16 protein-coding genes are annotated in these 24,120 nt (G+C 33.5%); 8 read left to right on the top strand and 8 right to left on the bottom strand.

All coding sequences use genetic code 11. The features are described from left to right. Positions 1-54: 54 nt before the first annotated feature. Complete coding sequence (locus tag MST30_RS08855) at positions 55-6,213, bottom strand: alpha-2-macroglobulin family protein (RefSeq protein WP_243471057.1); 6,159 nt, start codon at positions 6,211-6,213, stop codon at positions 55-57. Between the two features lie 152 nt (positions 6,214-6,365). On the opposite strand from MST30_RS08855, the gene MST30_RS08860 reads away from it, so the two are divergent. The 6 genes from MST30_RS08860 (at position 6,366) to MST30_RS08885 (ending at position 14,120) form a co-directional block, all read left to right on the top strand. After that, positions 6,366-7,319, top strand: coding sequence for a tetratricopeptide repeat protein (locus tag MST30_RS08860; RefSeq protein WP_243471058.1), 954 nt, complete (start codon positions 6,366-6,368; stop codon positions 7,317-7,319). 117 nt (positions 7,320-7,436) lie between these two features. Continuing rightward, positions 7,437-8,108, top strand: a complete 672-nt coding sequence (locus tag MST30_RS08865) for a TetR/AcrR family transcriptional regulator (protein WP_243471059.1) — start codon at positions 7,437-7,439, stop codon at positions 8,106-8,108. Positions 8,109-8,113: 5 nt separating this feature from the next. Beyond that, positions 8,114-9,775: a peptidase domain-containing ABC transporter gene (locus MST30_RS08870; RefSeq protein WP_243471060.1), complete on the top strand. Its 1,662-nt coding sequence runs from the start codon at positions 8,114-8,116 to the stop codon at positions 9,773-9,775. Between the two features lie 11 nt (positions 9,776-9,786). After that, positions 9,787-11,139: an HlyD family secretion protein gene (locus tag MST30_RS08875; RefSeq protein WP_243471061.1), complete on the top strand. Its 1,353-nt coding sequence runs from the start codon at positions 9,787-9,789 to the stop codon at positions 11,137-11,139. After that, on the top strand, positions 11,136-12,542 hold the full coding sequence (locus MST30_RS08880; protein ID WP_243471062.1) for a TolC family protein: 1,407 nt from the start codon (positions 11,136-11,138) through the stop codon (positions 12,540-12,542). The genes MST30_RS08875 and MST30_RS08880 overlap by 4 nt, the downstream gene beginning before the upstream one ends. Before the next feature lie 225 nt (positions 12,543-12,767). Beyond that, positions 12,768-14,120 carry a UDP-N-acetylmuramate--L-alanine ligase gene (locus MST30_RS08885; RefSeq protein ID WP_243471063.1) on the top strand — a complete coding sequence of 451 codons (1,353 nt, stop codon included), beginning with the start codon at positions 12,768-12,770 and terminating at the stop codon, positions 14,118-14,120. A gap of 92 nt (positions 14,121-14,212) precedes the next feature. Here MST30_RS08885 and MST30_RS08890 read toward each other — a convergent pair whose 3' ends face one another. The 3 genes from MST30_RS08890 to MST30_RS08900 form a co-directional block, all read right to left on the bottom strand. Next, positions 14,213-15,124, bottom strand: coding sequence for a mechanosensitive ion channel family protein (locus tag MST30_RS08890; protein WP_243471064.1), 912 nt, complete (start codon positions 15,122-15,124; stop codon positions 14,213-14,215). Positions 15,125-15,264: 140 nt separating this feature from the next. After that, a complete protein-coding gene (locus tag MST30_RS08895) occupies positions 15,265-16,047 on the bottom strand; it encodes a hypothetical protein (RefSeq protein WP_243471065.1) in 783 nt (260 codons plus the stop codon). A gap of 259 nt (positions 16,048-16,306) precedes the next feature. Beyond that, positions 16,307-17,032, bottom strand: a complete 726-nt coding sequence (locus tag MST30_RS08900) for a hypothetical protein (protein ID WP_243471066.1) — start codon at positions 17,030-17,032, stop codon at positions 16,307-16,309. 345 nt (positions 17,033-17,377) lie between these two features. Here MST30_RS08900 and MST30_RS08905 point away from each other — a divergent pair, with 345 nt between their 5' ends. Continuing rightward, positions 17,378-19,129 (top strand): FG-GAP-like repeat-containing protein, encoded by a 1,752-nt coding sequence (locus tag MST30_RS08905; RefSeq protein ID WP_243471067.1) that lies wholly within the window; start codon positions 17,378-17,380, stop codon positions 19,127-19,129. Between the two features lie 202 nt (positions 19,130-19,331). Here the strand turns inward: MST30_RS08905 and MST30_RS08910 are convergent, their stop codons facing one another. From MST30_RS08910 to MST30_RS08925, 4 genes are all read right to left on the bottom strand, one after another. After that, a complete protein-coding gene (locus MST30_RS08910) occupies positions 19,332-20,129 on the bottom strand; it encodes a hypothetical protein (RefSeq protein WP_243471068.1) in 798 nt (265 codons plus the stop codon). 98 nt (positions 20,130-20,227) lie between these two features. Next, entirely contained in the window at positions 20,228-22,072 is a 1,845-nt protein-coding gene (locus MST30_RS08915; protein WP_243471069.1) for a PLP-dependent aminotransferase family protein, read from the bottom strand. A gap of 70 nt (positions 22,073-22,142) precedes the next feature. Further along, positions 22,143-22,736: an FMN-binding negative transcriptional regulator gene (locus tag MST30_RS08920; RefSeq protein ID WP_243471070.1), complete on the bottom strand. Its 594-nt coding sequence runs from the start codon at positions 22,734-22,736 to the stop codon at positions 22,143-22,145. 79 nt (positions 22,737-22,815) lie between these two features. Beyond that, positions 22,816-23,268 (bottom strand): DUF1569 domain-containing protein, encoded by a 453-nt coding sequence (locus tag MST30_RS08925; protein WP_243471071.1) that lies wholly within the window; start codon positions 23,266-23,268, stop codon positions 22,816-22,818. Positions 23,269-23,418: 150 nt separating this feature from the next. Here MST30_RS08925 and radC point away from each other — a divergent pair, with 150 nt between their 5' ends. Then, complete coding sequence (gene radC / locus MST30_RS08930) at positions 23,419-24,117, top strand: RadC family protein (protein WP_243471072.1); 699 nt, start codon at positions 23,419-23,421, stop codon at positions 24,115-24,117. Positions 24,118-24,120: the final 3 nt, after the last annotated feature.

The following is a 24,120-nucleotide window of genomic DNA, read 5'->3' on the forward strand; positions in this document are numbered from 1 at the left end:
ATAATTTAGTTAGTTATTCTAAAGATAGAGAATATCTTAATACAACTATATAAATTATTCTACACTCACTCTCACACCTTCACTATGGCTACTAAATTCAGGTGCATACATTGACTGAATCGTGCTAATGCCATTACTCATATCTCCAGCATTATTTACGCGCAAATCATATTCAAAAACATAAACGCCTTTTGGTAAATAATCCATAAAGAAGTTAGTCGCTGCATCTTTAGTGCTTTCGTAATAGCCTAAACCATCTTGCCATTTGTATTGTGATAATACGTTGATAGGTTCAAAACCTGCCGCACGCATATCTTTAAGATGAACAAATTCCATATCTCTATCAGAACGTAATTCAATACGAACGCGAACTAGATCACCAACATTCAATTTAGTGTCTCTAGTAATTTCTGAAATTTCCTCACCTTTATCAGTATTAGATTTTAAGAATAGTTTTTTACTTAGCTTTAATGGTGTCTCAGCTGAAGTAATCTTGTCTAAATCTTCAAAATATTGCCAGTATAAAGCTCCCCAAGCAATACCATCTCCCTTTTTAGAAATAGTAACATTGGCTTGTTCTGCTTTAATTTCTTCACCTGTCCACGATGTTTTATAGTAACCTGTTCCTGCTTCAACTTTTACATTGTCTAATGTTGAAGGGTTTATAGTTTCGTTACCAATTTTTACATCAACCATTTCAGTGACATCCAACCAAGAACTACCTTGAAGCAATAAGGCATAAACAGCTTCCGTGGTTGCTTTGGTGGTTTCCCATTTATTGGTTTGTTTGTTTTTTAGTAGCCAGATTTTTAGGTTGTCAATGTCCTCAATATTCTTTGTTTCACTCTGAATGATAGTACCAACTTCTGAAAAAGCTTCAACTAAAAGTGACTGTGTTTCAATTGGTGCTTGGTGCCAGTACCAAGAACTCGTGTTCGCTTTCCAGTACATACCTAATTCGTCTGAGGTAATGCTATTTTCTTTAAGTGATTTTAAAATCTTTCCTGCTGTGTTATCATCATTCATTCTGTGAAGCGTTAAGGTCATTAAACCTTTGGCATATAACGAACGTTTTAACCAATACTTCTGCATCTGTGATTTGTAGTAATCCATTATAGTTTCTACTTCTTTTGAAGCTTTTACTTCAGGAAAAAAACTACGTACATACATATAGTGCAGTTGCGTGTAAGACAAATGGTCTTTACTTAAATCAGCATCCTTATTATACTTTTTGATGTCTTTATATTCTTTTACGAATTCTGCATCTAGATATTGAATGGCGTTTTGAATCATAGATGCTTCGCTGTCACTTTGAATAACATTGAGTTGCTTTAAATGCCCAAACCCAGAAATAATGTGTTGCGTGATAAAACGATTAGCATAGCCACCATTAAACCAAGGCCAAGCACCAGATGGTAATTGGTTTTGTTTCAGTTTTCGCAATGCTGAATTGAGCTCATTATTCATTTTATTAAGATCGAATAACAAGCCAATACGCTTTTTCTGTTCAGTTTCAGATTGCGCGTCACGTAACCAAGGTGTTTCTTGAATTAAAAGTGATTTCAATTCCTGATTTTTCTCAAGGTTAGAAAGTAATGCGTCTGAGGATTTCCATTGATTGAAAACCGCTTCAATCTTTGGATTAGACTTCACAATATGCTGGGCCAAGGCATTAGCATAATATCTTGAAAACGTCTGCTCGTTGCAATCGTATGGATATTCCATTAAATAAGGCAAAGCTTGTACAGCGTACCATGCAGGATTGGAGGTCATCTCCAAAGTCAACTTATGATTGGTCAACGTTGTTGAGGTGTTGTCCTTTAGCTTATCCAAAGTAAACGTTTTCGTTTCGTTAGAACGAATCCACATTGGTAGTGTTTCAGTGACTAACATTCTGTTGGATAAGACTGGTAAAGCGTTTTGTTCACCATCACTAAATTGATCACCTTTTTCAGGATCTATTGAAATAGCAATTATTTTATACTGAACAACTTGAAGGCCTTTTGGAATGTTTAGTGTCCAAGACACTTGCGTGTTCCCTTTTGCATCAACTGTAAAGTCTTTGTCGGTTAAATCACTTATTCTTGTATAATTTCTGCCTATTTCACCTTGAAAGATTCGTGATAAAAATTCACCAGTAAAAGGATTAGTCAATTCTAATCTTGCCATACCTGACAATTCCTTCTCAGTAAGATTAGCAATTTTTGTACTAATGGTAATTTGGTCACCTTCTCGCAAAAAACGTGGTGCATTTGGTATCACCATCAACTCTTTTTGAGTCACAGCTTCTAGTTGCTTTACCGAACTTTCTAAAGTTTTGGTATGTGCTAATAATTGTAGTTTCCATTTGGTTAAGGCCTCAGGTGCTTTAAAGTTAAAACTTACATTACCATCTTCATCGGTTTGTAATTGTGGTAAGAAAAAAGCTGTTTCGTTGAGGTTTTTGCGGATTTGTATATTGTCTTTATCTAAATCTTCTTTATTATTTATGGTGCTGTTGCTTAATGTGTCAGATTTTTTGTCACCATCTCTAAAATTAGATGGGTTTAACATTCCTCCTTCAAATTTGATGTCATTAACACCTCTAACTTCTCCACTTAATTTTGCTTGTGGTGATGACATATAATCAATGCCTGAATCAGTTTCTTCAACCTCATATACAACATTGCCAGCAACTTCTCGAGTTCTAATTATTTGATATTCATTCAAACTAAAATAAAATCCAAACCAATTCAGTTGGTCATAGCTTTGTGTCGTATAAGACATTGGATAATTAAAATGATTAAATAATCTAAAACTAGTAGTGCCAAAACTGCGTCCACCATTCTTGTTTATTCTACTGTAGTAAGATGGTCTGTTAATAGGGTTAAAACTCCAGTTGTGTGCTCTAAATTCATCCAAAGACGCATCGTACATACTTGCTAAAAGTTCAGCAGAGACTTTATCTCCTTTTGGGCCTTTGATTTTAAAACTCCAGGTTTCGTCTTGTCCTGGCTGTAACTTATCTCTAAAGGTTGTGGTTTCAATCTCTAAGTCTGTTTTAGGATAAGGGACATTAATGCTAAAACTTTGCGAAACATAACTGTTGTAAGCGGCAAAGCTAATATGCACTTCAAAACCACCTAAATCACCATCTAAAACAGGAATACTGATGGTTTGTTTAGAGTTGTTCAATTTTACCAACTGTGTTACAATGATGTTGTTGTCTTTTTCAACTTCCACAGTCACTGTTATGTCTTTTGCTGCTGAGCCAATGGTGAGTTTTGCAACGTCACCAGCTTTGTAATTGTCTTTATCTAGAGAGGCTTCAAAAAGTTGATTGTCTGCAACAGTTTTATCTTTGTCACTAAATAGATTTGTGTACGCTTCAGCTTTTACGTCTTCTCCAAATTTATCTTTGCTTTTTGCAATAATAATATATTGACCAGAGTTCCACTTTTTTAGTTTTTTTAATGTGATGGTCTTTTCTTTTTCAGTATCGAAATCTGTTGAAAAAACTTCTTCTCCTTTATCCCAATTGGTTGATAAATGCTCGTCATTGTATGGGTCGTGAGGAAATAGACGTTTAAATTCTTCTTTAGAAATTACCTGAAAATCTGGTGCATTCCAAGGTCTAGCTCTCAGAATAGCATCAGGTGACTTTAGTTTAAAGATCTTTAAGGTTCCTTTTGCCGGCACAAACTCACCATTAAGATTTTGGGAATTTAAAGTTAGTTCTACTTCCTTTTTAGTTTTATCAATCTGGTTTGGAGTAGAAATTTGCAAAGTCATAGCATGATAGCCAACATTTACAACCGTTGATGTAGAACGTGTTTCTCCATTAATATCTGTAATATCAGCAGTAACTTCATAATTAAAAACAGGAAGGTTGTCTTTAGAAACGCTTTCGTCAGGTAAAGCTTTAAACGTAATTTCGAATTCACCTTTGTCGTTTGTTGTGCCTTCTCCAAATGTGATTTCCTGCGCTTCAGAACTGTAATAACCTGGTCGTCTCCAATACCACCAACTTGGATATTGTATCTGGCGTTTTACACGATACACTACTTTAGCATCAGTAATATTACTACCAGCAAAAGCAACGGCTTTTCCTTTTACGGTAATGCTGTCGTTAACTTTAAAAGTTTCAGTAATAGGCTGAAATTCTGGTTTAAACTTTGGGCGCTTATATTCTTCAACAGAGAAGTAGGTGTAGCCTTTTCTGCCACAAGTCAATTCGATTGTAAAGTTTCCTGTAAGTCCATCGTTAGGTAAAATAAATTCGCCAGCAACAGAACCAAATTCGTTAGTTTTAAGTTCTAGTTCGCTTACAATTTCTCCATTAACATTTTTTAATTTTACAGTCGCTTTTTCGTTGGCATAAACTTCGGTATTATCATCTTTGGTAGCTGTAACAATGCCTTTAAAATAAGCCGTTTGTCCAGGTCTGTAAATACTGCGATCTGTAAATATAAAGACATTATATTCTGTATCATTGTTCGTACGTGGTACATAGGCTCTAGAAATATAATAGTCGCCAAAAAAAGCAATATCGTCTTTGTAATCTACTTTAATTTCTACATTTCTGTAATAATTGCCATCCTTTTTGAAAGTGAATTTTCCAAAACGATCTGTTTTTAAATTTTTGGTAAAAAATTTATCTCTATTGTTTCTGTAAGAGATTTTTATTGAAGCATCAGAAATCGGCTTACCATTGTTTCTGTTGATGAGTTGATGATTTATAATGTCGTTTTGTACGCTCTCTAAAAGTGCTAAATCCGTTACTTGAATATGAGTTGCAGCAAACACATTGTCTTTGTTGGTGTCTGCTTTTAGTATATAAAGTCCATTTTGTAATTCTGGAACAATAATTTCTGTGCGATGTGCTTGGTAATCACCATCTGATTTTAAGGTGCTGGTAAATGATTTTAATGGATTTAAATTCTTAAAAAAGCGTTCTTTTTCCTCGGCATTGTATAGGCTTTGGTAATTTTTTAATTGTTTTTTGTTGACCTTATAAATGCTGAAATTAAGCTCAGCAAGGTTTTTGTAATTTACTAATAGTCTTGAAGGTGTATTTGTAGAAATAAACTCTTCAGCTTGAAGTCCTAAAGAAGGTTGAAGAATTTGCTGTTTTAAAATTTCACATTTTTTGGCGCCATCACTTGCTGGAAATGCAGCTATCACTTCGTTGCATAATTCAAAAGCTTCTTTGTTCTTCCATTTATTTTTTTCGTTCGCTTCAGAGTTTAAAATCTCTGTATCATATTCAAATCCCTGTTGATGAAATTGAGTTGCTATTTCATAATTATAAAGTGCAGATAGTGGTGAGTCTTGTAAGTTTTTTGCATTAGCTGTTAGAGTTTTAATTAATACATCGTCTGCATTATGAAAAGTGGCATGTTGTAAAACAAAATTTAGTCGCTCAATATCTACATTTACAAAGGCTTTACTTTGTTTGTCCTTACGATGGAATTTTAAAAGATTCTGATGAACTTTAAGCGCATTAAGCTCTAGGCTTGTGGAATCTTTTGAGCTTAATTTTAAATTAATAAAAACCTCACTGTCGGCTAAAAATGATGGGTCGTCAATCTTAAATTGATACGCAGGTTTGGTAATGCTATTTTCACTGGTTTTATAAAACTGAAGCGCATTATGGCTTAACAAATCAAACAAAGTAGGTCTATAGATTTTGGAATCTTTGGCTTCATATAAAAGTGTATTATAGTTTTCTAAAGACTCTTGTTGAAGCAGTAGACCATTCTCTAAAGAACGTTGGTAATACACATGAATTTCTTGAAATAAGGTTTCTAAATCCCATGTTCTAAAATCGTCACTAACCTTTATGTCTGTTTTCGATCTATTATAAAATTGGTAACGATTTTGTTGAAAATATTGCCAGTACATCGTTGCCAACATGTTTTCTAATAAATGTTGCGTAGGGATATCTTTTGAAGCTTCAATTTCAGATTTAAAAAGGTTAACGATATTAAGTTGTGCGTCTTCTTCAAGAATCAACATGTATTTGCTCTTGTGCAATAATGCTTTTATCTCTTGTTGTTTGTTTTTTGAGGATTTTGCGTCTTTGTAAATGGAGTCAACAAGTTCGGCAGCACTTTTAGTTAGGCCTTCGTTTTCAAGTTGTATAACCTTTTTCCATTGGCTGTCAAAGTTGTTTTGGGCTTGAGAAAAAGAAGCAAAGCAAATAAGCATTAGTATAGATATATAGTTTTTCATGTGTATTCTAATTTTCTACAAAATACCTTCAAAAGGCATTCCAAACCAAGTTATAAAACGTAAAACCCTTGTTTGAGTGAGTTAAGTTAAACAATTTGTGAGTGAATACGTTCGTTATTAAATTGTATTTTTGTAAAAAATTTCTTTAGCCTATGAATAAGTTTCTGTTGATTTTTTTCGTGTCTACCTTTTGTTTTTCTCAATCTTCAAAGGATAATGCAAAAAGCTATATTTCAGACAAAAATTATAAAAAGGCTCAACAGGAATTGACCTCTTATTTAGAATCTAATTCCACAGATATAGAAGCAATTGAGCTGCTAGGAGATGCATATGGTTATCAAAAGAAGTGGGATGAAGCCATAGAACAATATGAAAAGTTAAAAGACAACTACCCAAAAAATGCCAATTACCATTACAAATATGGTGGTGCTTTGGGTATGAAAGCGCTTAGTGTAAGTAAAATTAAAGCACTTGGTATTATAGGTGATGTTAAAAGTGCTTTCTTAAAAGCTGCTGAACTCGATCCTAAACATATAGATGCACGTTGGGCTTTGGTTGAACTATATGTGTCACTTCCAGGTATTGTTGGAGGTAGTATTTCAAAAGCATTAAAGTATGCTAATGAGCTTCAAAACCTCTCAAAGGTTGATGGGTATTTAGCCAAAGGTTATGTGTATGAATATGACGATGAGCCAGAACTCGCCGAAAAATATTATAAACTAGCTATTAAAGAAGGTGGTTCGGTAACTTGTTATGAAAAACTAACCAATTTTTACGAATCGCAAGACCAACCAGATAAAGCTATAGATAATCTTGAAGAAGCACAGCAAAAGCATCAGCGTAATGCGATGTACTACCAGATTGGTAAAGTTTGTGCAGATTATAATATTCAATTAGAAAAAGGGGAGAAATGCCTAAAAGCCTATTTATCTAACCATTCTTCAAAAGATGGAGTGCCAAAAGCTTGGGCTTATTATCGTTTGGCACAAATCTACAAGCACAAAAAAAATAAAACAGAAGCTTTAAAATGGATTGATAAAGCCATTACAGGTCTTCCTAAAATTGAAGTCTTTCAAGAGGAAAAAGTGCTGATTTCAAAGCTATAAGCTAAATATTATAAAAATTATTTATACTAGCTATTGATAATATTAATAGTCTAAATATTTGTTAAATATGCAAAAATGATAGTAATACTATTATATTTGCAATCAAATATTTTGAGTATGATAAATTTATTATCAAATTTAAAAATTGCTGTACCAGAAAAAATCTTTATTAAAGATCCGGAATCATCCGATCTTGGTAAGCGTATCGTAGAGCATAGTATTCTTCTTATTGATGACATAGGTTTTGACAGCTTTACTTTTAAAAAGTTAGGAGCAAAAATTGGTTCAAACGAAAGCTCTATCTATCGTTATTTTGAAAGCAAGCATAAATTGCTCTTATATCTTACATCGTGGTATTGGGCTTGGATAGAATACCAAATGGTATTTGAAACATATAGTATTCCTGATAAAACAGAAAAACTTTATAAAGCTATTGAAGTTGTTACCAGAACTATTAAAGAAGATGTGGCATTTACACATATTAATGAAGTAGTTCTGAGCAGAATTATCATCAATGAGTATTCAAAATCATATCTAACAAAAGAAGTGGATATCGAAAATAAGGAAGGTTATTTTGTGGTGTATAAGCGTTTAATTACAAGGTTAAAAGAAATGCTTCTAGACATCAATCCAGATTATAAGCATCCTTCAAGTTTGGCAAGCACCATTGTGGGTGGTGCACTACATCAACATTTTTTAAAAGAGCATTTTAAATCAATTACAGATTGTCATACATACGATTCTACAACCAATTTTTTTAAGGACTTAGCTATTAAAACCATCAGTTAATCTATATGATAGAACAAAAAACTACAATGTCTCCATGGGAAAGACTCATGGGACTTTTAAAATTAGAGAAGAGAGACATTTTACAAGTTGTATATTATGCCGTATTTTCAGGGCTTTTAGGTTTAACGTTGCCTCTTGGTGTACAGGCTATTGTAAATTTAATACAAGGAGCTCAAGTCAGTACGTCATGGGTTGTGTTGGTTATTTTAGTTACCATCGGTGTTGCATTTGTAGGAGTGCTTCAAATTATGCAGTTAAGAATGATTGAAACCATTCAGCAACGTATTTTTACAAGAGCATCTTTTGAATTTAGCTTTAGGTTTCCAAAGATAAAAATGAACGAGCTGCGTAATTATTACCCACCAGAATTGGCCAATCGTTTTTTTGATACACTGACTATTCAAAAGGGATTGGCTAAAATATTAATCGATATACCTTCGGCAGTACTTCAAATTATTTTTGCCTTAATTCTCTTATCATTTTACCATCCGTTCTTTATTGTCTTTGGTATTTTTCTACTCTTGCTTATCTACATTGTGTTTAAGTTTACGGCAAAAAAAGGTTTAGAAACAAGTATACAAGAATCTAAGCACAAGTATCGTGTAGCACACTGGATTGAGGAAATCGCTAGAGCTGTAGTGAGCTTTAAGCTATCTGGAAAGACTAATTTAGGTATGCAAAAGAATGATGACATTGTGAATAGTTACTTAGAAGCCAGAGAAAATCACTTTAAAATATTAGTGCTGCAGTTTATTCAAATGATAGGCTTTAAGGTCATCGTTACAGCAAGTTTATTGCTTATTGGTGGGTTGTTGGTTTTAAATCAAGAAATGAACATAGGTCAGTTTGTTGCTGCAGAAATCATTATTCTTTTAGTTATTGCATCAGTCGAAAAATTGATTTTAGGTTTAGAAGCATTTTATGATGTGTTAACATCACTAGAAAAAATGGGAGAAGTAGTAGACAAGGAACTAGAGTCTCAAGATGGTGATAAACCAGAATTTAAGGATGACTTTGTGTTAGAATTAGATAATGTAAGTTATAGTGTGCCAGGTAGAGAAGCACCTATACTTAAGAACATTTCATTAAATATAAAACCCAAAAGTAGAATTTTAATTGAAGGTGTAAGTGGTTCGGGTAAATCCACATTGTTAATGTTAATTGGTGGACTTGTTGAAGCTACAAAAGGGAAAATGTATTTAGATAAATTCATGCTAAGTAATGTAAATCTCAACCATTACAGGTCACATCTAGGTTTAGCACTTTCTGAAGAAACTACGTTTGAAGCTACCATTAAAGAGAACATTACTTTTGGAAATCCAGATATATCAGACGAACAGTTAATGTGGGCAATTGAGCAAGTTGGTTTGTATCAATTCATCAAGGAAAGTCCTAAAGGAGTGAATACCATTTTACATCCTGCCGGAAATCAAATTCCTTTTACGGTAACAAGAAAAATTGTGTTGGCTAGAGCTATAGTTGACAAGCCAAAAATTTTAATTCTAGAAGATCCTTTAGAGCAGTTTGAAAAATCTGAAGCTGATAGAATCATTAAGTTTTTGTTAGACAAGTCTAATCCTTGGGCATTAGTTGTGGTAAGTAAAAATAATGACTGGTCGCAAGGTTGTACAGAGGTTATTACTTTAAAAAATGGTAAAATCGCTTAAAGAAATTTAGTATGCTAAATATATCACACAATCAACTCAATAAAACCGTTGATATTAAGGGTTCAAAATCTGGTCAGCGTGTATTTCACGGTAGGTATTATAAATATTTCAATCGCTTTTTAGGTGCTTTTGCCATTATGGGTATTATTATTTTGTTTTTACCATGGACACAAACCATTACAGGTAGAGGTAATGTTACTACATTAACACCAGAGCAAAGACCGCAAACCATACAATCTCCAATTCCAGGGCGTATAGAAAAATGGTATGTTAGAGAAGGTGATTTTGTGTCTAAAGGAGATACAATTATTCAGATTTCAGAAATTAAAAGCGAGTATTTTGATCCTAACCTTGTAGAGCGTACAGAACAGCAACGTGACGCCAAAGCACTATCTGTAGGTTCGTATGCCGAAAAAGTGAAAGCATTAGACCGTCAAATAAATGCGTTAACAAATGAGCGTTCTCTAAAACTAGAGCAAGCTAGAAACAAATTAACACAGGCTCGTCTAAAAGTAAAAAGCGATAGTATAGATTTGGAGGCTGCCAATACCAATAAAAATATTGCACAACGCCAGTATGATCGTACAGTTACATTGCAGGAGGAGGGTTTTAAAGCAACCAAAGATGTTGAAGATAAACGATTGAAGCTTCAGGAAACGGAAGCCAAATTAATATCGCAAGAGAATAAATTGTTGGCAAGTAAAAATGAGGTGATTAACGCGCAAGTAGAGCTGTCAAGACTTGGTGCAGAGTATGCTGATAAAATTTCAAAAGCGCAGAGTGATAAGTTTACAGCACAATCTAGCCAGTTTGATACCGAAGCTCAAGTTTCAAAATTAGAAAATGAGTTTTCTAACTATCAGATTAGAAATGAACTAAGATTTATAAAAGCGCCTTATGATGGTTACATTAATAAAGCGTTAAGAGGAGGGATTGGGCAGACGTTTAAAGAGGGAGAAGCTTTAGTTGGCATTATGCCAGCACAGGCAGATTTAGCAGTTGAAACTTATGTTGCACCAATTGATTTACCTTTAATTCATTTGGGTGAAAAAGTAAGAGTTCAGTTTGATGGTTGGCCAGCAATTGTATTTAGCGGTTGGCCTAATGTATCCTATGGAACCTATGGAGCTAAGGTTGTGGCTGTAGAGAATTTTATCAGTGCAAACGGAAAGTTTAGAGTGCTTTTAGCACCAGACGAAGAAGATCACAAATGGCCAGAAGAGATTAGAGCAGGTTCAGGTGCTTACACAATGGCGTTGTTAGAAGACGTGCCAATTTGGTTTGAACTTTGGAGACAACTCAACGGATTTCCACCAAACTACTATCAGCCAGAAGCTAATAACACAAACTCGGAAAAGAAATGAGGCTACTTTTAGTATTTATTATTTCTAGTGTCTTTTATATTGGTTTTTCGCAGAGTGAATTGCCAACAGATAACGTCATGCGCTTTGATGAATATTTGGGTTACGTAAAAAAGTTTCACCCTGTTGTAAAGCAAGCGCAGCTGGTCATAGATGAGAGTCAAGCTAAATTGATGAAGTCTCGTGGTGCTTTTGATCCAAAGGTCGAAGTAGATTATAGTCGAAAGAAATTTCAAGGCACAGAATATTACGATAAGCTTAACGGGATGTTTAAAATACCAACCTGGTTTGGTGTTGAGTTGAAAGCTAAGTTTGAAGAAAATTCAGGGTATTACCTAAACCCAGAATCAACTGTGCCAGAAGATGGTTTGTTCAGCGCAGGTTTTTCTGTTCCGGTTGGCCAAGGGTTGTGGATAAACAATCGAATGGCAGCTTTAAAGCAGGCAAAATTATACAGGGAACAAGCTAAGGCAGACAGAGATATTTATGTCAACAATGTTTTATTTGAAGCGTCATTGGTCTATTTTAAATGGTTGCAAGCGTATAACGAATTGGTGTTGTTTCAGAATTTTTTAGCCAATGCAGAATTGCGTTATGAAGGTATTGTAAAAGGAGTAGAAGTAGGTGAAAATGCTGAAATCGATGCTACAGAAGCAAAAATTGCAGTAAATAACAGAAAGCTTAGTTTAGAGCAATCTAAAGTAAAGTTGATGAAAGCGGCTTTAGAACTCTCTAATTTTTTGTGGTTAGAAAATAATATTCCTGTGGAATTGCAACCAGACGTTATTCCAGATATTAATGCAGAAGCTAGTATTGATGCAACATTTGATATTAATACACTACAAACGGAAGAGCAAGAGCTAGCTACGCATCCAAAAATGCAATCTTTGGATTTTAAATTGCAAGGTTTGGAAGTGGATACTAAGCTAAAAGCAAATAAACTGTTGCCAAAAATAAGCTTAGAGTATAATTTTCTTACGGAAACACCAGACGAAACCAGTAGCTTAAATACTACCAACTACAAGAGCGGACTCAATCTTAGCTTACCTTTGTTTTTACGAAAGGAACGTGGCGATTTAAAATTAGCACGAATAAAACAGCGAGATGCAGAGTTTGAAATTGATGCCACGCGAGTAACACTTCAAAATAAAATTAGAGCGATTAAGCAAGAGTTGGCATCTTATGTTACCCAAACTGAAATCACTACAGAAATGGTTTCAGATTACCAACGAATGCTTTATGCAGAAGAGCGCAAATTTCAATTGGGAGAAAGTTCTTTGTTCTTGGTTAATTCTCGTGAATCTAAACTTATCGATGGGCAGTTAAAAGCTATTGAACTTCAGAATAAATTCTTTAATACCAAAGCGAAGCTGTTTAATAGTTTGGCAGTGAACCCAAATTTGTAAAACCCCTTTTTTATTTCCCTAAAAGGAAAAACTTTAATTGATGTCATTGCGAGAAACGAGGCACGAGTGACGTGGCAATCTTTATGTCGAATTCAAATTCAATAGATTGCCACACTACGTTCGCAATGACAGTAGAATATTATTTATTTCTTGTTTGTTATGAGCATAGGGAATTTTCTCATCCCTCATCTCTAATATCTCTTTTCTATAATTTATATTTGTTGTATGAACGTACATTTTATAGCTATAGGTGGTGCTGCAATGCACAATTTGGCGTTAGCGCTACATAACAAAGGATACAATATCACTGGAAGTGATGATACTATTTTTGACCCATCAAAATCACGATTAGAGGCTAAAGGCTTATTGCCTGAAACTTTTGGTTGGTTTCCAGAAAAAATCACAATAGATTTAGATGCTGTGGTGTTAGGTATGCACGCCAAAGCTGATAATCCTGAGTTACTAAAAGCACAGGAATTAGGTCTTAAAATCTATAGCTATCCAGAGTTTTTGTATGAGCAATCTAAAAACAAAACCAGAGTCGTGATTGGTGGTAGCCACGGAAAAACAACCATAACCTCTATGATTTTGCACGTTATGCATTACCACGATATAGATGTGGATTATATGGTTGGTGCACAACTCGAAGGTTTTGATGTGATGGTAAAACTTACCGAAGACAATGATTTTATAGTTTTAGAAGGTGATGAGTATTTAAGTTCGCCAATAGATAGACGACCAAAGTTTCATTTATACAAACCAAACATTGCTCTGCTGAGTGGTATTGCTTGGGATCATATCAATGTATTTCCGACGTTTGAAAACTATGTTGAGCAATTCAAAATCTTTGTAGATTCTATTGTTTTAGGCGGAAGTATTAATTACAACGAAGAAGATGAAGAATTGAAAAAAGTAGTTGAAGCTTCAGAAAACCAAATACGTAAAATTCCATATCACACACCAGAATATACGGTTGAAAATGGTGAAACCTTATTAGAAACTCCTGAAGGTCCAATGCCAATTGAAATTTTTGGTGCTCATAATTTAAATAACCTTGCTGGTGCAAAATGGATTTGCCAACATATGGGAATTGATGAGGATGATTTCTATGAGGCGATTTCTACATTCAAAGGGGCGAGCAAACGCTTAGAGAAAATCGCAGAAACTCCGAAAAGTGTGGCTTACAAGGATTTTGCACATTCACCAAGTAAGGTAGAAGCCACAACCAAAGCAGTTAAAGCTCAATATAGCGATAGAACGTTAGTGGCTTGTTTAGAGTTGCACACTTACAGTAGCCTTAATGCCGAATTTTTAAAAGAATACAAAGGTGCGTTAGACGCTGCTGATGTAGCTGTAGTTTTCTATTCGCCTCATGCTGTCGAAATTAAAAAATTGGAAGAGGTTACTCACGAGCAAATCGCAAACGCCTTTGAGCGCGATGATTTAATTATTTATACAAATCCAGAAGAATTTAAAGCCTTTTTATTCTCACAGAATTTTGATAACAAATCCTTGTTATTAATGAGCTCTGGTAATTATGGTGGTTTAGATTTTGATGAGGTGACGAAATTATTTTGATGATTTTGTCATCCTGAACTTGTTTCAGGATCCCATTGAGAAGTTTCTTTGCTAGTAGATTCCGTATCAAGTGTGGAATGACAAAAGATTTTTTAAGTGTCTGTTGCCTTACTATCTTTAATATTCACGGTTGGTATATTTACAATTTCAAACGTAGCAGAAGCGAGTTTAACTTTACCGTTGGTTTGCTCAATACGTTTACCAATTTCTTCATTAAGTATATGTTTTGTATATCTTCTTTTCTTGTAATCTACAATATATCTGAGGTTAAATTGTACCCAATTGTCTGTCATTGTAATGGCAAGTGAAGGATTTACCTGAGCATCTTCAATATAGTACTTATCTACCACACCTTTCCATTTGGATATAGATTCTGTAACATATTCAGATAGCTTTTCCTGAGCTACAGAAATAACTATTTCTTTCGCTAATTCTATATTAGAACCATATCTAATGGGTAAATTAAATTCGTCCCAAACAAAAGGGAAATCCTGAGAGTAATTGTAAACAGGGCCTTTAAACACAAAAGCATTGCTCAGTTTTACAATTCTGCCACTATAATTGTCACTGCTTACCCATTGACCAATTTCCATCATTGTGGTGTAAATACTATCAATGTCTATAACATCTCCTTTAATACCGTTTATTTCAATGCGGTCTCCGGGTTTGTAAACACGCACAAAAAAAATATAGAACGAACCTGTAATACTCAGTATTAATTCTTGTAGTGTTATGGTAATACCAGCTGTTAATAAACCAATGGCAAGACCAAAATCTTTAATGTTACCCGTAAAATAGGTGATGGTAATAAGTACAACTAAGAAATAGCCAATAATTTCAATGCTTTTTTGAGACTTGTAGCGCAAAGCGTTATCAGGAAGGCGTTTTTTTAGAAGTCGTCTTACCCATGAAATTAATAGAAAAATAAGTATAACCCAAACCAGATATTTAGCAATATTCACCAGAATAGGATATGCCTCTAACCAATGTTTTATGTCTTCCACAACACTCTAAATTAAGACTTGTAATGATGTTGAAATTATCAACTAAGTCAAATATAAATGAAAGTTGGCGTGGTGGTAATGATTTTAATCAGTTGAAGGTTGGTTTTTAAGGGTTTGGGTAACTCTCTTTATATACAAGTTTACCCAATCTTAGATTTAATTAAAAATACCAAAACCAAAATATTGAGAGGCAATAACCACCAAACCCATTTGGTATTGTTGTTTCCAAATATGGTGTTAGAGATAAAACCATCCATTTTATTGTAAAGTTTTGAGCTGGCTTCCATTTTATTTCCGCTAGAGATATCTTCTTTTAAGTCTATGAGCATGCCTGCAAAAGGAATTTTGCTTAGAATTAAGATGATGCCTTTTCTTAAAAACTTTGGTGTTTTTTTGTATCTGGAATTTACCATCTTACCAAAGTCTAAAGTTTTCTGTAGCTGATTGTCAGACACCTTGCCTTTACCTTTAAATACGTGTTCTGTTTTGTCAATGATGAGTTCGCTTATTTTGTGAAAGAGCGATGATAGATTTTCATAAATAACTCTCATGGTATCAATAATAACGTACTGATACGCTCTGTAAGACGCATAAATGGTTACAGCAAGGCCAAGAATAAAAACCAGAATCACAAACATAAGTTTGCTGAACTCAAAGTCCGTAGAGAAAAGCCGCTTTATAGCATAAAAAAACAAAATGGTATTAGATATGGCAAAAAGAAATAATACGGTAAAAAAGCGCTTTACACTATTTACACCAAGTTTTCCACCTTCTTTTATCAATCGCCAAGGATGATTGAGTAGTTGCAGAAGTCTGTTGTTGTTTTCTTCGTTTTCAGGAAGATTGTTGTATTCTATTTCAAACTCTTTTTCTTCACCACCATTTATTTGATAGCTACCTTGCATTGAAAATTTCTTTTTCATCTGTATGGATGTCAATTTTTTGTAAAAGGTCGTTTAATTTTTTGAAAAAGACAAAATCTTGTTGAAAGTTGGTTTGGTGATATGGGTTTTTCGTAAGGCGAGAGGACTATTTTAGAGGTGACGCTATCGGTTTGTGTATGGTTTCGTTGCGTGAAAATCCGCGAGGATTTTCCGACGTAAACCGAAGATAGCAAATTTGCGAGGACTTTCCGAGTGGAAAGTAAGAAGCAATGAACTATAGCCGTTGTTAGCACCAGTTTTATAGTTTTCCAGTCAGCTTAAAATACATATTTCCAATTATTGACAAGAGGACAAATATTATCCACCACATTCCATTTTTAGTTTTCTTGTCAATGTTTTTATTCCTCCGAACTTCATAAAATGAATACCCTAAAAATAAAACCAATATTGTTCCAGTTATACCTACGATTATTTTGTCTTTCGAGATATAAACGGTAGCCATTAAACCAAGCATTAAAAGAATTAATACGCCTTTATATTTTTCGGTCAGAGGTTTCTTGTCAGAATCGGTTATAGGTTTAATTTGAGATAATATTTGTTCAAGTTTTTCTGAATTATTTATTTGAGAAGGAACTCCAATGATCTCAGTATTTGAATTTCCGACAATTGTTAATATACCTTTAGGATTTCTAATGATAGATTTTATTTCATTCCGAGGAATAGAAATAGTTTGAGTGTTGTTTTGTTCGCGTATTATTTCATTTTCATTTATAATCAACTTATAACTTTCAAATAATCCTTTTTGTCTATTAATTCCTTTAAATAATCCAAAAGCTAATGCTCCTATAATTATTGGAATTACAAACGGCAATACATTCACATCACTTGACTGTCCGTTTGTATTAAAATGGCTGATAGTTAATCCTGTTCCTGCTGCTAAAATTGCAATTGGAATAGTTTTAATAATCATTGCTTTTTTTATTTCAGCAAATCCATTTTCCTTTATTTGAAATTCAGTATTCATTTTTTTTCAAATTGGTGCTAATTTTAATGATATGAGTCCGTTTCAATGACTTATGTCAGAGTATAGCGAAGTTCGGCTAAATTTTTAGAAAGTCAAAGTCTTGTTGAAAGTTGGTTTAATGCATCAGATTTTGATGCGTTGAAGGATCTGTTTTACAAGTACACACCAAGCTGAAAATTTAAGAAGTACGGGAGAACAAACAATTATTTTTAATTATTGTTGTGTATTTTTTTCATATAAAACACTTCATGTATTTCATCTTTACTAACATTTGCATTTCATTATTTAGATTTATTTTATCTTGCAAATTAACTCAGAAGTACAATCATTGACCTAAAACTATACATGCATCAAAAAATACTTTTTATCACTTTTTTAATAGCATTTGCAAGAATACATTCTCAAAACTTTTTACCTTCAAATGAAATGGTTTTTGAAACACTAACGGTTTCAAATTCTGATGTTGGAGACTATGACAATGATGGTGATTTAGATATCATTATAATGGGTTTAAATGCAGGAACGCATAGTACATTATTATATAATAATGATGGGTTAGGTAATTTTACATTAAGTCCAGTAACATTTAATGATAACTATAGAAATGGACAAGTAGAGTTTATAGATTATGATAATGATAACGACTTAGATATTTTTATTTCAGGATTAGTAGAATCTGGCGCAAGTAAATCAAGACTTTATCAAAACAATTCAAATGTTTTTACTGAAATTCCATTCGCATTTGCCGATAATATTATAAACAATCAGTTTGCATGGGGAGATTTAGATAATGATGGTGATTTGGACTTATTATTAATGGGGAATTTTGAGATTCATGATGACTATGCTTATTTGTTTAGAAATGACGGTAATTCTAATTTTACAGAAATTAGTCAATCATTTTTTCCCTTAAGTCAAGGGAATATTGTTTTTGCTGATATGGATAACGACGGTGATAATGATATTGTAGCAGGAGGTTTAAATAATGGTAGTAGTCATCTAGAAATTTATGAAAACAATGGATATTTCAGTTTTACTTTTCAAACAAGTCTTGAGGGTTATTTTAATGGAGATATAGAGTTGAGGGATTTTGATGGTAATGGTCTTATAGATATCATTAAAAATGGTACTACAGAAACAGGAGATTCCACTAAGATGTATTTAAATAATGGTAGTTTTATTTTTAATGAGAACACTTCAATCGGTTTAACTTCGGTAGGTGACTCTGCAAATATTGTGTCTGCAGATTATAATGGAAATGGAGAATTAGATTTATTGATCTCCGGAAGATTACAGCCATATACTCAATTATTGTTTTCAGCCTCGATTTTTGAGAATAGTGGTAATCTAATATTGGTAGAAAATACATCAACAGGAATCTTAAACAATGCTTTCAATGCAATTGAAATAGGAGATTTTGACAATGATCATGATACAGACATATTTGTTTTAAAAAATAATGTTTCTAATACCTATACAAATCAATCAAGTATCCAAAATACAATTCCTAATCCACCTTTAAGTCTATCTTCTAGTGTTACAGGCTCTAATGTGGTTTTGAGTTGGAATGATTCTACAGATAATGAGACACCTACCAATCAGTTAACTTACAATATCTATGTAGGAACAGCTTCTGGAACGACAGATGTTGTTAGTCCTATGTCTAATTTAAATACAGGCTACAGGAAAGTTGTTGGTATTGGAAATTCTCAGTACAAGAACCAGATGATTTTAGAGAATCTACCTGATGGAAATTACTATTGGGCAGTGCAATCTATAGATAACCAATATGAAGGTTCTTTGTTTTCTGTTGAACAAACATTTTCAATTAATGACCGCCTTAGCTTAGATGAATTTGAGGATAAAGTATCGGTTAAATATTATCCTAATCCTGTTAATGACCGATTAATGATTTCATCGAACCAAAATATTGAAAAGGTTGCGATAAGCTCTTTTACAGGTCAAACATTGAATACACTTTCTGTTGATAATTTAACCAGCTTTTATGTTGATTTCGCTGATTTTGATTCAGGAATTTATTTCGTCTCTTTATTTTCTAGTAAAGGAAAAGATGTTGTAAAAGTTGTTAAAAAATAATACTTAGCTGTCGAAGGCTAACATTGTATGGTTTCCTTTATTTTGATACGTTTTAGAGATCTCACTATAGGTCTCGTATAACCGTCAGTTACGGGTTTAAAGTTAATGTTTTTCGGTTTAGCACTGACGTTGGCAATTCCGAGTGGATTCGACTACGTCCGAATCCACAGTAATTGCGGTTATTCATTGTTACCTGCTGGTTTCAATTCAGTTTTTTCAATTCATTCTCAATTTTAATATTCAACATATTGAGTTGACTATCGTATTTGTCCGTATCCTCGGAAACTGCTTTTTTGATTAGTAAAAATGCTTCAAGTCTTAATTCCGAATATTTTAATAGAGTTTTATTTTGGTCAGATAGATCAGATGGCAAGCCATCAATATTATCTAATTCATTTATTATCTTGATATTCCTTTCCCATTTAGGGATGACTTTATTATCTAATTCAGATAACAATGTTGAATTACTTTTGAACCCAATATTGTCATAAAAAGTTAAGGATTCATTTTCGTTTTTTGAGAATTCGGCAATTTTAGTGTCATAAATTTCATAAGCAGGATTGCTTGATTCAATGTATGCGTAGCCAAATATTCCAATTCCGATTATTAGTAACGATATCAGTCCAATTCCAGCTGCTCTCCAACCTGAAAAAAAGGTATTATTATTTTCTTTATGCGCTTTTAAAATATCTCCTTGTTTCCATTCAACAATTCCCCAAATAACTCCAGTATAAATCAGAGGAATTAATTGTCTCGGAATTTTATCAATTATTTGTTCTGGAAGCATAAATATTCCACCAAAAAGGATTATTGTAGTAACTATTCCAATTATTAATGATTTTCTTCCATCATCTGGATTATTTAATGCTTTGAAATTTTCACTAATCAAATATCCAGCTGCTAAAGGTCCACCTAAAAAAGTTGCTCCGCTTATTGCTTTTGATGAATAAAGTTTAATGTTTTCTGTTGTATTCTCTATTTGATTTTCAGTTTCTGTCATTTTTTTTCAGCTTGCAGGTAACTTTAACGATATGAGTCCGTTTCAATGAATTATATCAGACGATAGCTAAGTTCGGCTAAATTTTTGAGAAAGTCAATCTACAAACTTTCAACAAAATCCAAAAACACGGCCTTATGCTTTTCTAAATCTAAATCTGGTGAAACCGCAACTCTGGCAATGTAATCTTTGTCTCCTTCCTTGGTTGTACCTTGTGTTGACGTTGCAGGAATGGTCCAATAACATCCTTTTAATTGTCCATAACTTACACAGTATTTGCTTTCGGTAGGAATTTCAGTAATCATCAAATTAATTAATCTGAGATTTAAAGCACGTTTGTATGCTTCGCGCTCTTCATCTGTATTACCTTTTGTTGGCAAGTCTAACGAAAAAACAGATGGTGTAAAGCCTTCAGCTGCTAAAGCTTCTGAAACAAAGTTAATTTTAGCATCTGGTAATACCTCGTGAATGTAATTAACAAAAGCTCTTGTGTTTTTATAAGCGTCTGCAATACGCGTTAACATCGATGGCATTTGAGTAGCCAAAATTTGATATTGCAAAGCTGTGGCTTCGTTATCGCAAAGCTCTAAATGTCTAGCTATCGGTTGAATTAAATATTCTGCTTTTGCATTGGCTACAGCATAACCAGCAGTGCATTTTCCACCACTAGGAAACTTTGAGCCACTAACATAAGCAATGGTTTTTACATTAGAGAGTATACCGTCATCACCTAAAAATTGTACGTTAGGACAAAATGTTTGGTCTAAAATAAACACAGGTGCAATGGCAGTTGTACCATTTGGAGTTTGGCGCACTTTACTTAAAGCCGCATTAAGTTGTTCTAAATCTGGAACTTCGACACGAGGATTCGTTGGTATTTCTGCAATGATGTATGGTATAGCATCTTCTTTAGCAAGCTGTGTTAATACTTTTTCTACGCTATTTACCATGTCGTTGTCACCATCAACAGGCAAATCAACAATTTCCACATTGTCAAGACAAGCAGCGACGCGTCTGGCTTGGTCGTTTGTACCTCCATAACAGTTTGGCGGTACTACAAATTTTATGGCTTTTCCTGGATGCTCTTTTTGAGCGTTGTCAATCAATCCCATCATAATGGCATACTGCATAGACAATCCGCTAGAAGCTACTAAGGCTTCACCAGAAGTCGCGTTAATTTCATTAATGATAGATTTTACTTTGGCTTTGTGAGTAGCTGTATCTAACTGCTGAGGTGAAAAAGAGGTTTCATTTGTATAAGCTTTTAAAGCAACTAAACAATTAGCAGGTGTCATAGCAATAGTTTCGCGACGTCTTACATGCTGAATGTCTGAAATAAAACTCGTTTTTGCTTTACCAGAAATTAATAATACGCTACCTAAATTTTCATAAAGGTTAACATAAAAATCAATAGCATCGTTTTGAAGATTTGTAGAAACAGTTTGATACTTAGAAATTAAAATAGTAGAACCATCAAAGGCTTCAACTTTATCAAGATTATCTACCTGTTGTAATTCAAAATTATAGTTGTAAACCGATTTTAAAAGGTCAGTATTAAAACGCTCTGGTAAATCTTCAGTATATAAAATTCGCGTCGCTCTTTGCTCTAAAAGATTGGTGCGTAATACGGCTAAAACAGGAATACTTTCTGAAGAAAAGCTAATCACATTTTCTGAGTTGAGACCATTAAGTTTTGCAATGGTCCATTCTAAAACCGAAGACAGAGGATGTCCAAGTCTTATATAATCGTAAGCTGTTGGTAACTGGCTTAAGGATTGGGTAGTTGAATCTTCAGACTTATAAAGAGTTTCAAATTGCTCTATAAATTGAGTTTTTGCTAATTTTTCGTTGTAAATGTCTAAACGATGTGTGGTTAAATTCAACCAATCGCTAGGCATATTTTCTATAGTGTTTTTTATGTAATTCAGCATTTGAAAATCTTTCATTTATTCCTTTTTCTTTTGGCTTGCAAAGATAAATTACTTGAGAGTTCTTTAAAACCTTAGAAAGGTTAATTTACATTAAAACTTTATCTAAAAATTGCCTAATGCTTTCTTGGTTGATTCTAATTAATTCCTCGCGAGCTGCTACCATATCGCTTGTTTTTTTGTCTTGAGAGAGTTTAAATTTTCCTTCCCAATGCGCAATGTCTATTTCAAACATTTTGATGTAATTGAGATTAGCATCCAGGCGAGGATTATTTGGTTCTAAAGTATATTTTGGGTTGGGACTTTCTAGAAATTCAGTCATTGCGATTAATGACTGTTTTAAGACGTCTTTGTCTTCAATCGCAGAGACTTTCCCTTTGAGGTGTACTCTGATATAATTGTATGTTGGTAATTGAGTAGTGGAGTATATGCTCGGTGAAATATAGCATTGCGGTCCGTAAAAGAGTACTGTGATATCGTTGTTGTTTTTCAACAAATCAGTTTGCGGATTGTAAATATCAATATGCCCAATAAGTTTTCCTTCTTCATAAATAAGGGGCAAATGAGTTATTAAAGGCTTATTATCTTTAACCGAAATTATCGTAGCTAAAGGATAGGTTTTAATCACTTCGATAATGTGATTTCTATCTGAGTCTTGATGATGTTTTGGAGGGTAGTTCATGTTTTGCTATGCTAAAATTGCTTCAGTATCTCATTTTTAAATTTTTTAGATCCTGAAACGAGTTCAGGCTGACATGTGATTATACTCCAAACTGTCTAAGGTGATGATCTAAATGCTTGTAAGCACTTTTTCCCCATTGTTCGGCTGTAAAGTTTCCGAAATAAGGATGTTCCTTAGAAGGCTCAAAATAATCTTTGGATTGACTCATTTTATCAATTTTGGATTTCAATTTTTCTTTTTGATCATTAAAATTGAGACTATCAGTGATAATATATTCTTTTGCAGTTGGCAGTCCTTGTTTCCATGGTTTATCATTGTAAAGGCTTGGTGCTACAAGTTTAAAAAGGCTTTTCTTTAGCCAATTTGGTTTTTTTATTTCAGATTCACCCAATGCTAATTCTATTGGTTTTGTGCAATGCTCAAGCATTTGTTCAACATTCATTTTTCCCCAATTAGCAGTAGTATTTTCATTTAGATTTTCTAACCTATTTTTAATTTCGTTATAGGCATTTTCTTCAAATATAGATTTCATGTGTATATATTTATTGTGTTGATGGTTACATGGAACATCTTTAATTATTATTCCTTAGAGTAATTAAAAATTAATCTAAGATGTTTCATTTTGATTGATTTTAATTGAAAAATTTAGATGCTTCAAGTTACAATTTTTTATCTTTAGAGCATGTCGGAAAATTCAAATTCATTCTCCATCAAAAACTGGTCTCAAGACGATCAACCCAGAGAAAAATTACGAGATAAAGGAAAGTCTGTACTTTCGGATGCAGAACTGGTTGCCATCTTAATTGGTTCTGGGAGTAGAGAGGAAAGTGCTGTTGATTTGTGTAAACGCATCCTGGCAAGTGTAGACCATAACCTTAATGCTTTGGGAAAGTTGTCTATTAAACAATTAATGGAATTTAAAGGCATTGGAGAGGCCAAAGCGATTACGATTGCAGCAGCAATGGAATTGGGTAGAAGACGACGATTAGAAGATGTTGTGCAATTAGATAAGATTACTTCTAGTCGATCTGTGTTTGATGTTATGCAACCTGTTTTAGGAGAACTACCTCATGAAGAGTTTTGGATACTCTATCTTAATAATTCAAATAAAGTCATTCAAAAAAATCAATTGAGCAAAGGTGGTATAACTGGGACTTTAGTCGATGTGCGTTTGGTACTAAAATCGGCTTTAGAAGTAGGTGCAACGTCATTAATTTTGTGTCATAATCATCCTTCAGGTACTTTAAAACCAAGTCAAGCAGATAAAGATATTACTCAAAAGTTAAAAACAGCTGCGCAAAGTTTAGATATAAAAGTTTTAGACCATTTAATTATTACCGAGAAAACGTATTTTAGTTTTGCAGATGATGGTATTCTGTAATTA

Origin of the sequence: Winogradskyella sp. MH6 (genome assembly GCF_022810765.1) — a bacterium.
Lineage (GTDB): Bacteria > Bacteroidota > Bacteroidia > Flavobacteriales > Flavobacteriaceae > Winogradskyella.

Coding starts and splice junctions, on each gene's coding strand:
- MST30_RS08855 (WP_243471057.1), bottom strand. CDS start 6,213: ATGAAAAACTATATATCTATACTAATGCTTATTTGCTTTGCTTCTTTT.
- MST30_RS08860 (WP_243471058.1), top strand. CDS start 6,366: ATGAATAAGTTTCTGTTGATTTTTTTCGTGTCTACCTTTTGTTTTTCT.
- MST30_RS08865 (WP_243471059.1), top strand. CDS start 7,437: ATGATAAATTTATTATCAAATTTAAAAATTGCTGTACCAGAAAAAATC.
- MST30_RS08870 (WP_243471060.1), top strand. CDS start 8,114: ATGATAGAACAAAAAACTACAATGTCTCCATGGGAAAGACTCATGGGA.
- MST30_RS08875 (WP_243471061.1), top strand. CDS start 9,787: ATGCTAAATATATCACACAATCAACTCAATAAAACCGTTGATATTAAG.
- MST30_RS08880 (WP_243471062.1), top strand. CDS start 11,136: ATGAGGCTACTTTTAGTATTTATTATTTCTAGTGTCTTTTATATTGGT.
- MST30_RS08885 (WP_243471063.1), top strand. CDS start 12,768: ATGAACGTACATTTTATAGCTATAGGTGGTGCTGCAATGCACAATTTG.
- MST30_RS08895 (WP_243471065.1), bottom strand. CDS start 16,047: ATGAAAAAGAAATTTTCAATGCAAGGTAGCTATCAAATAAATGGTGGT.
- MST30_RS08900 (WP_243471066.1), bottom strand. CDS start 17,032: ATGAATACTGAATTTCAAATAAAGGAAAATGGATTTGCTGAAATAAAA.
- MST30_RS08905 (WP_243471067.1), top strand. CDS start 17,378: ATGCATCAAAAAATACTTTTTATCACTTTTTTAATAGCATTTGCAAGA.
- MST30_RS08910 (WP_243471068.1), bottom strand. CDS start 20,129: ATGACAGAAACTGAAAATCAAATAGAGAATACAACAGAAAACATTAAA.
- MST30_RS08915 (WP_243471069.1), bottom strand. CDS start 22,072: ATGAAAGATTTTCAAATGCTGAATTACATAAAAAACACTATAGAAAAT.
- MST30_RS08920 (WP_243471070.1), bottom strand. CDS start 22,736: ATGAACTACCCTCCAAAACATCATCAAGACTCAGATAGAAATCACATT.
- MST30_RS08925 (WP_243471071.1), bottom strand. CDS start 23,268: ATGAAATCTATATTTGAAGAAAATGCCTATAACGAAATTAAAAATAGG.
- radC (WP_243471072.1), top strand. CDS start 23,419: ATGTCGGAAAATTCAAATTCATTCTCCATCAAAAACTGGTCTCAAGAC.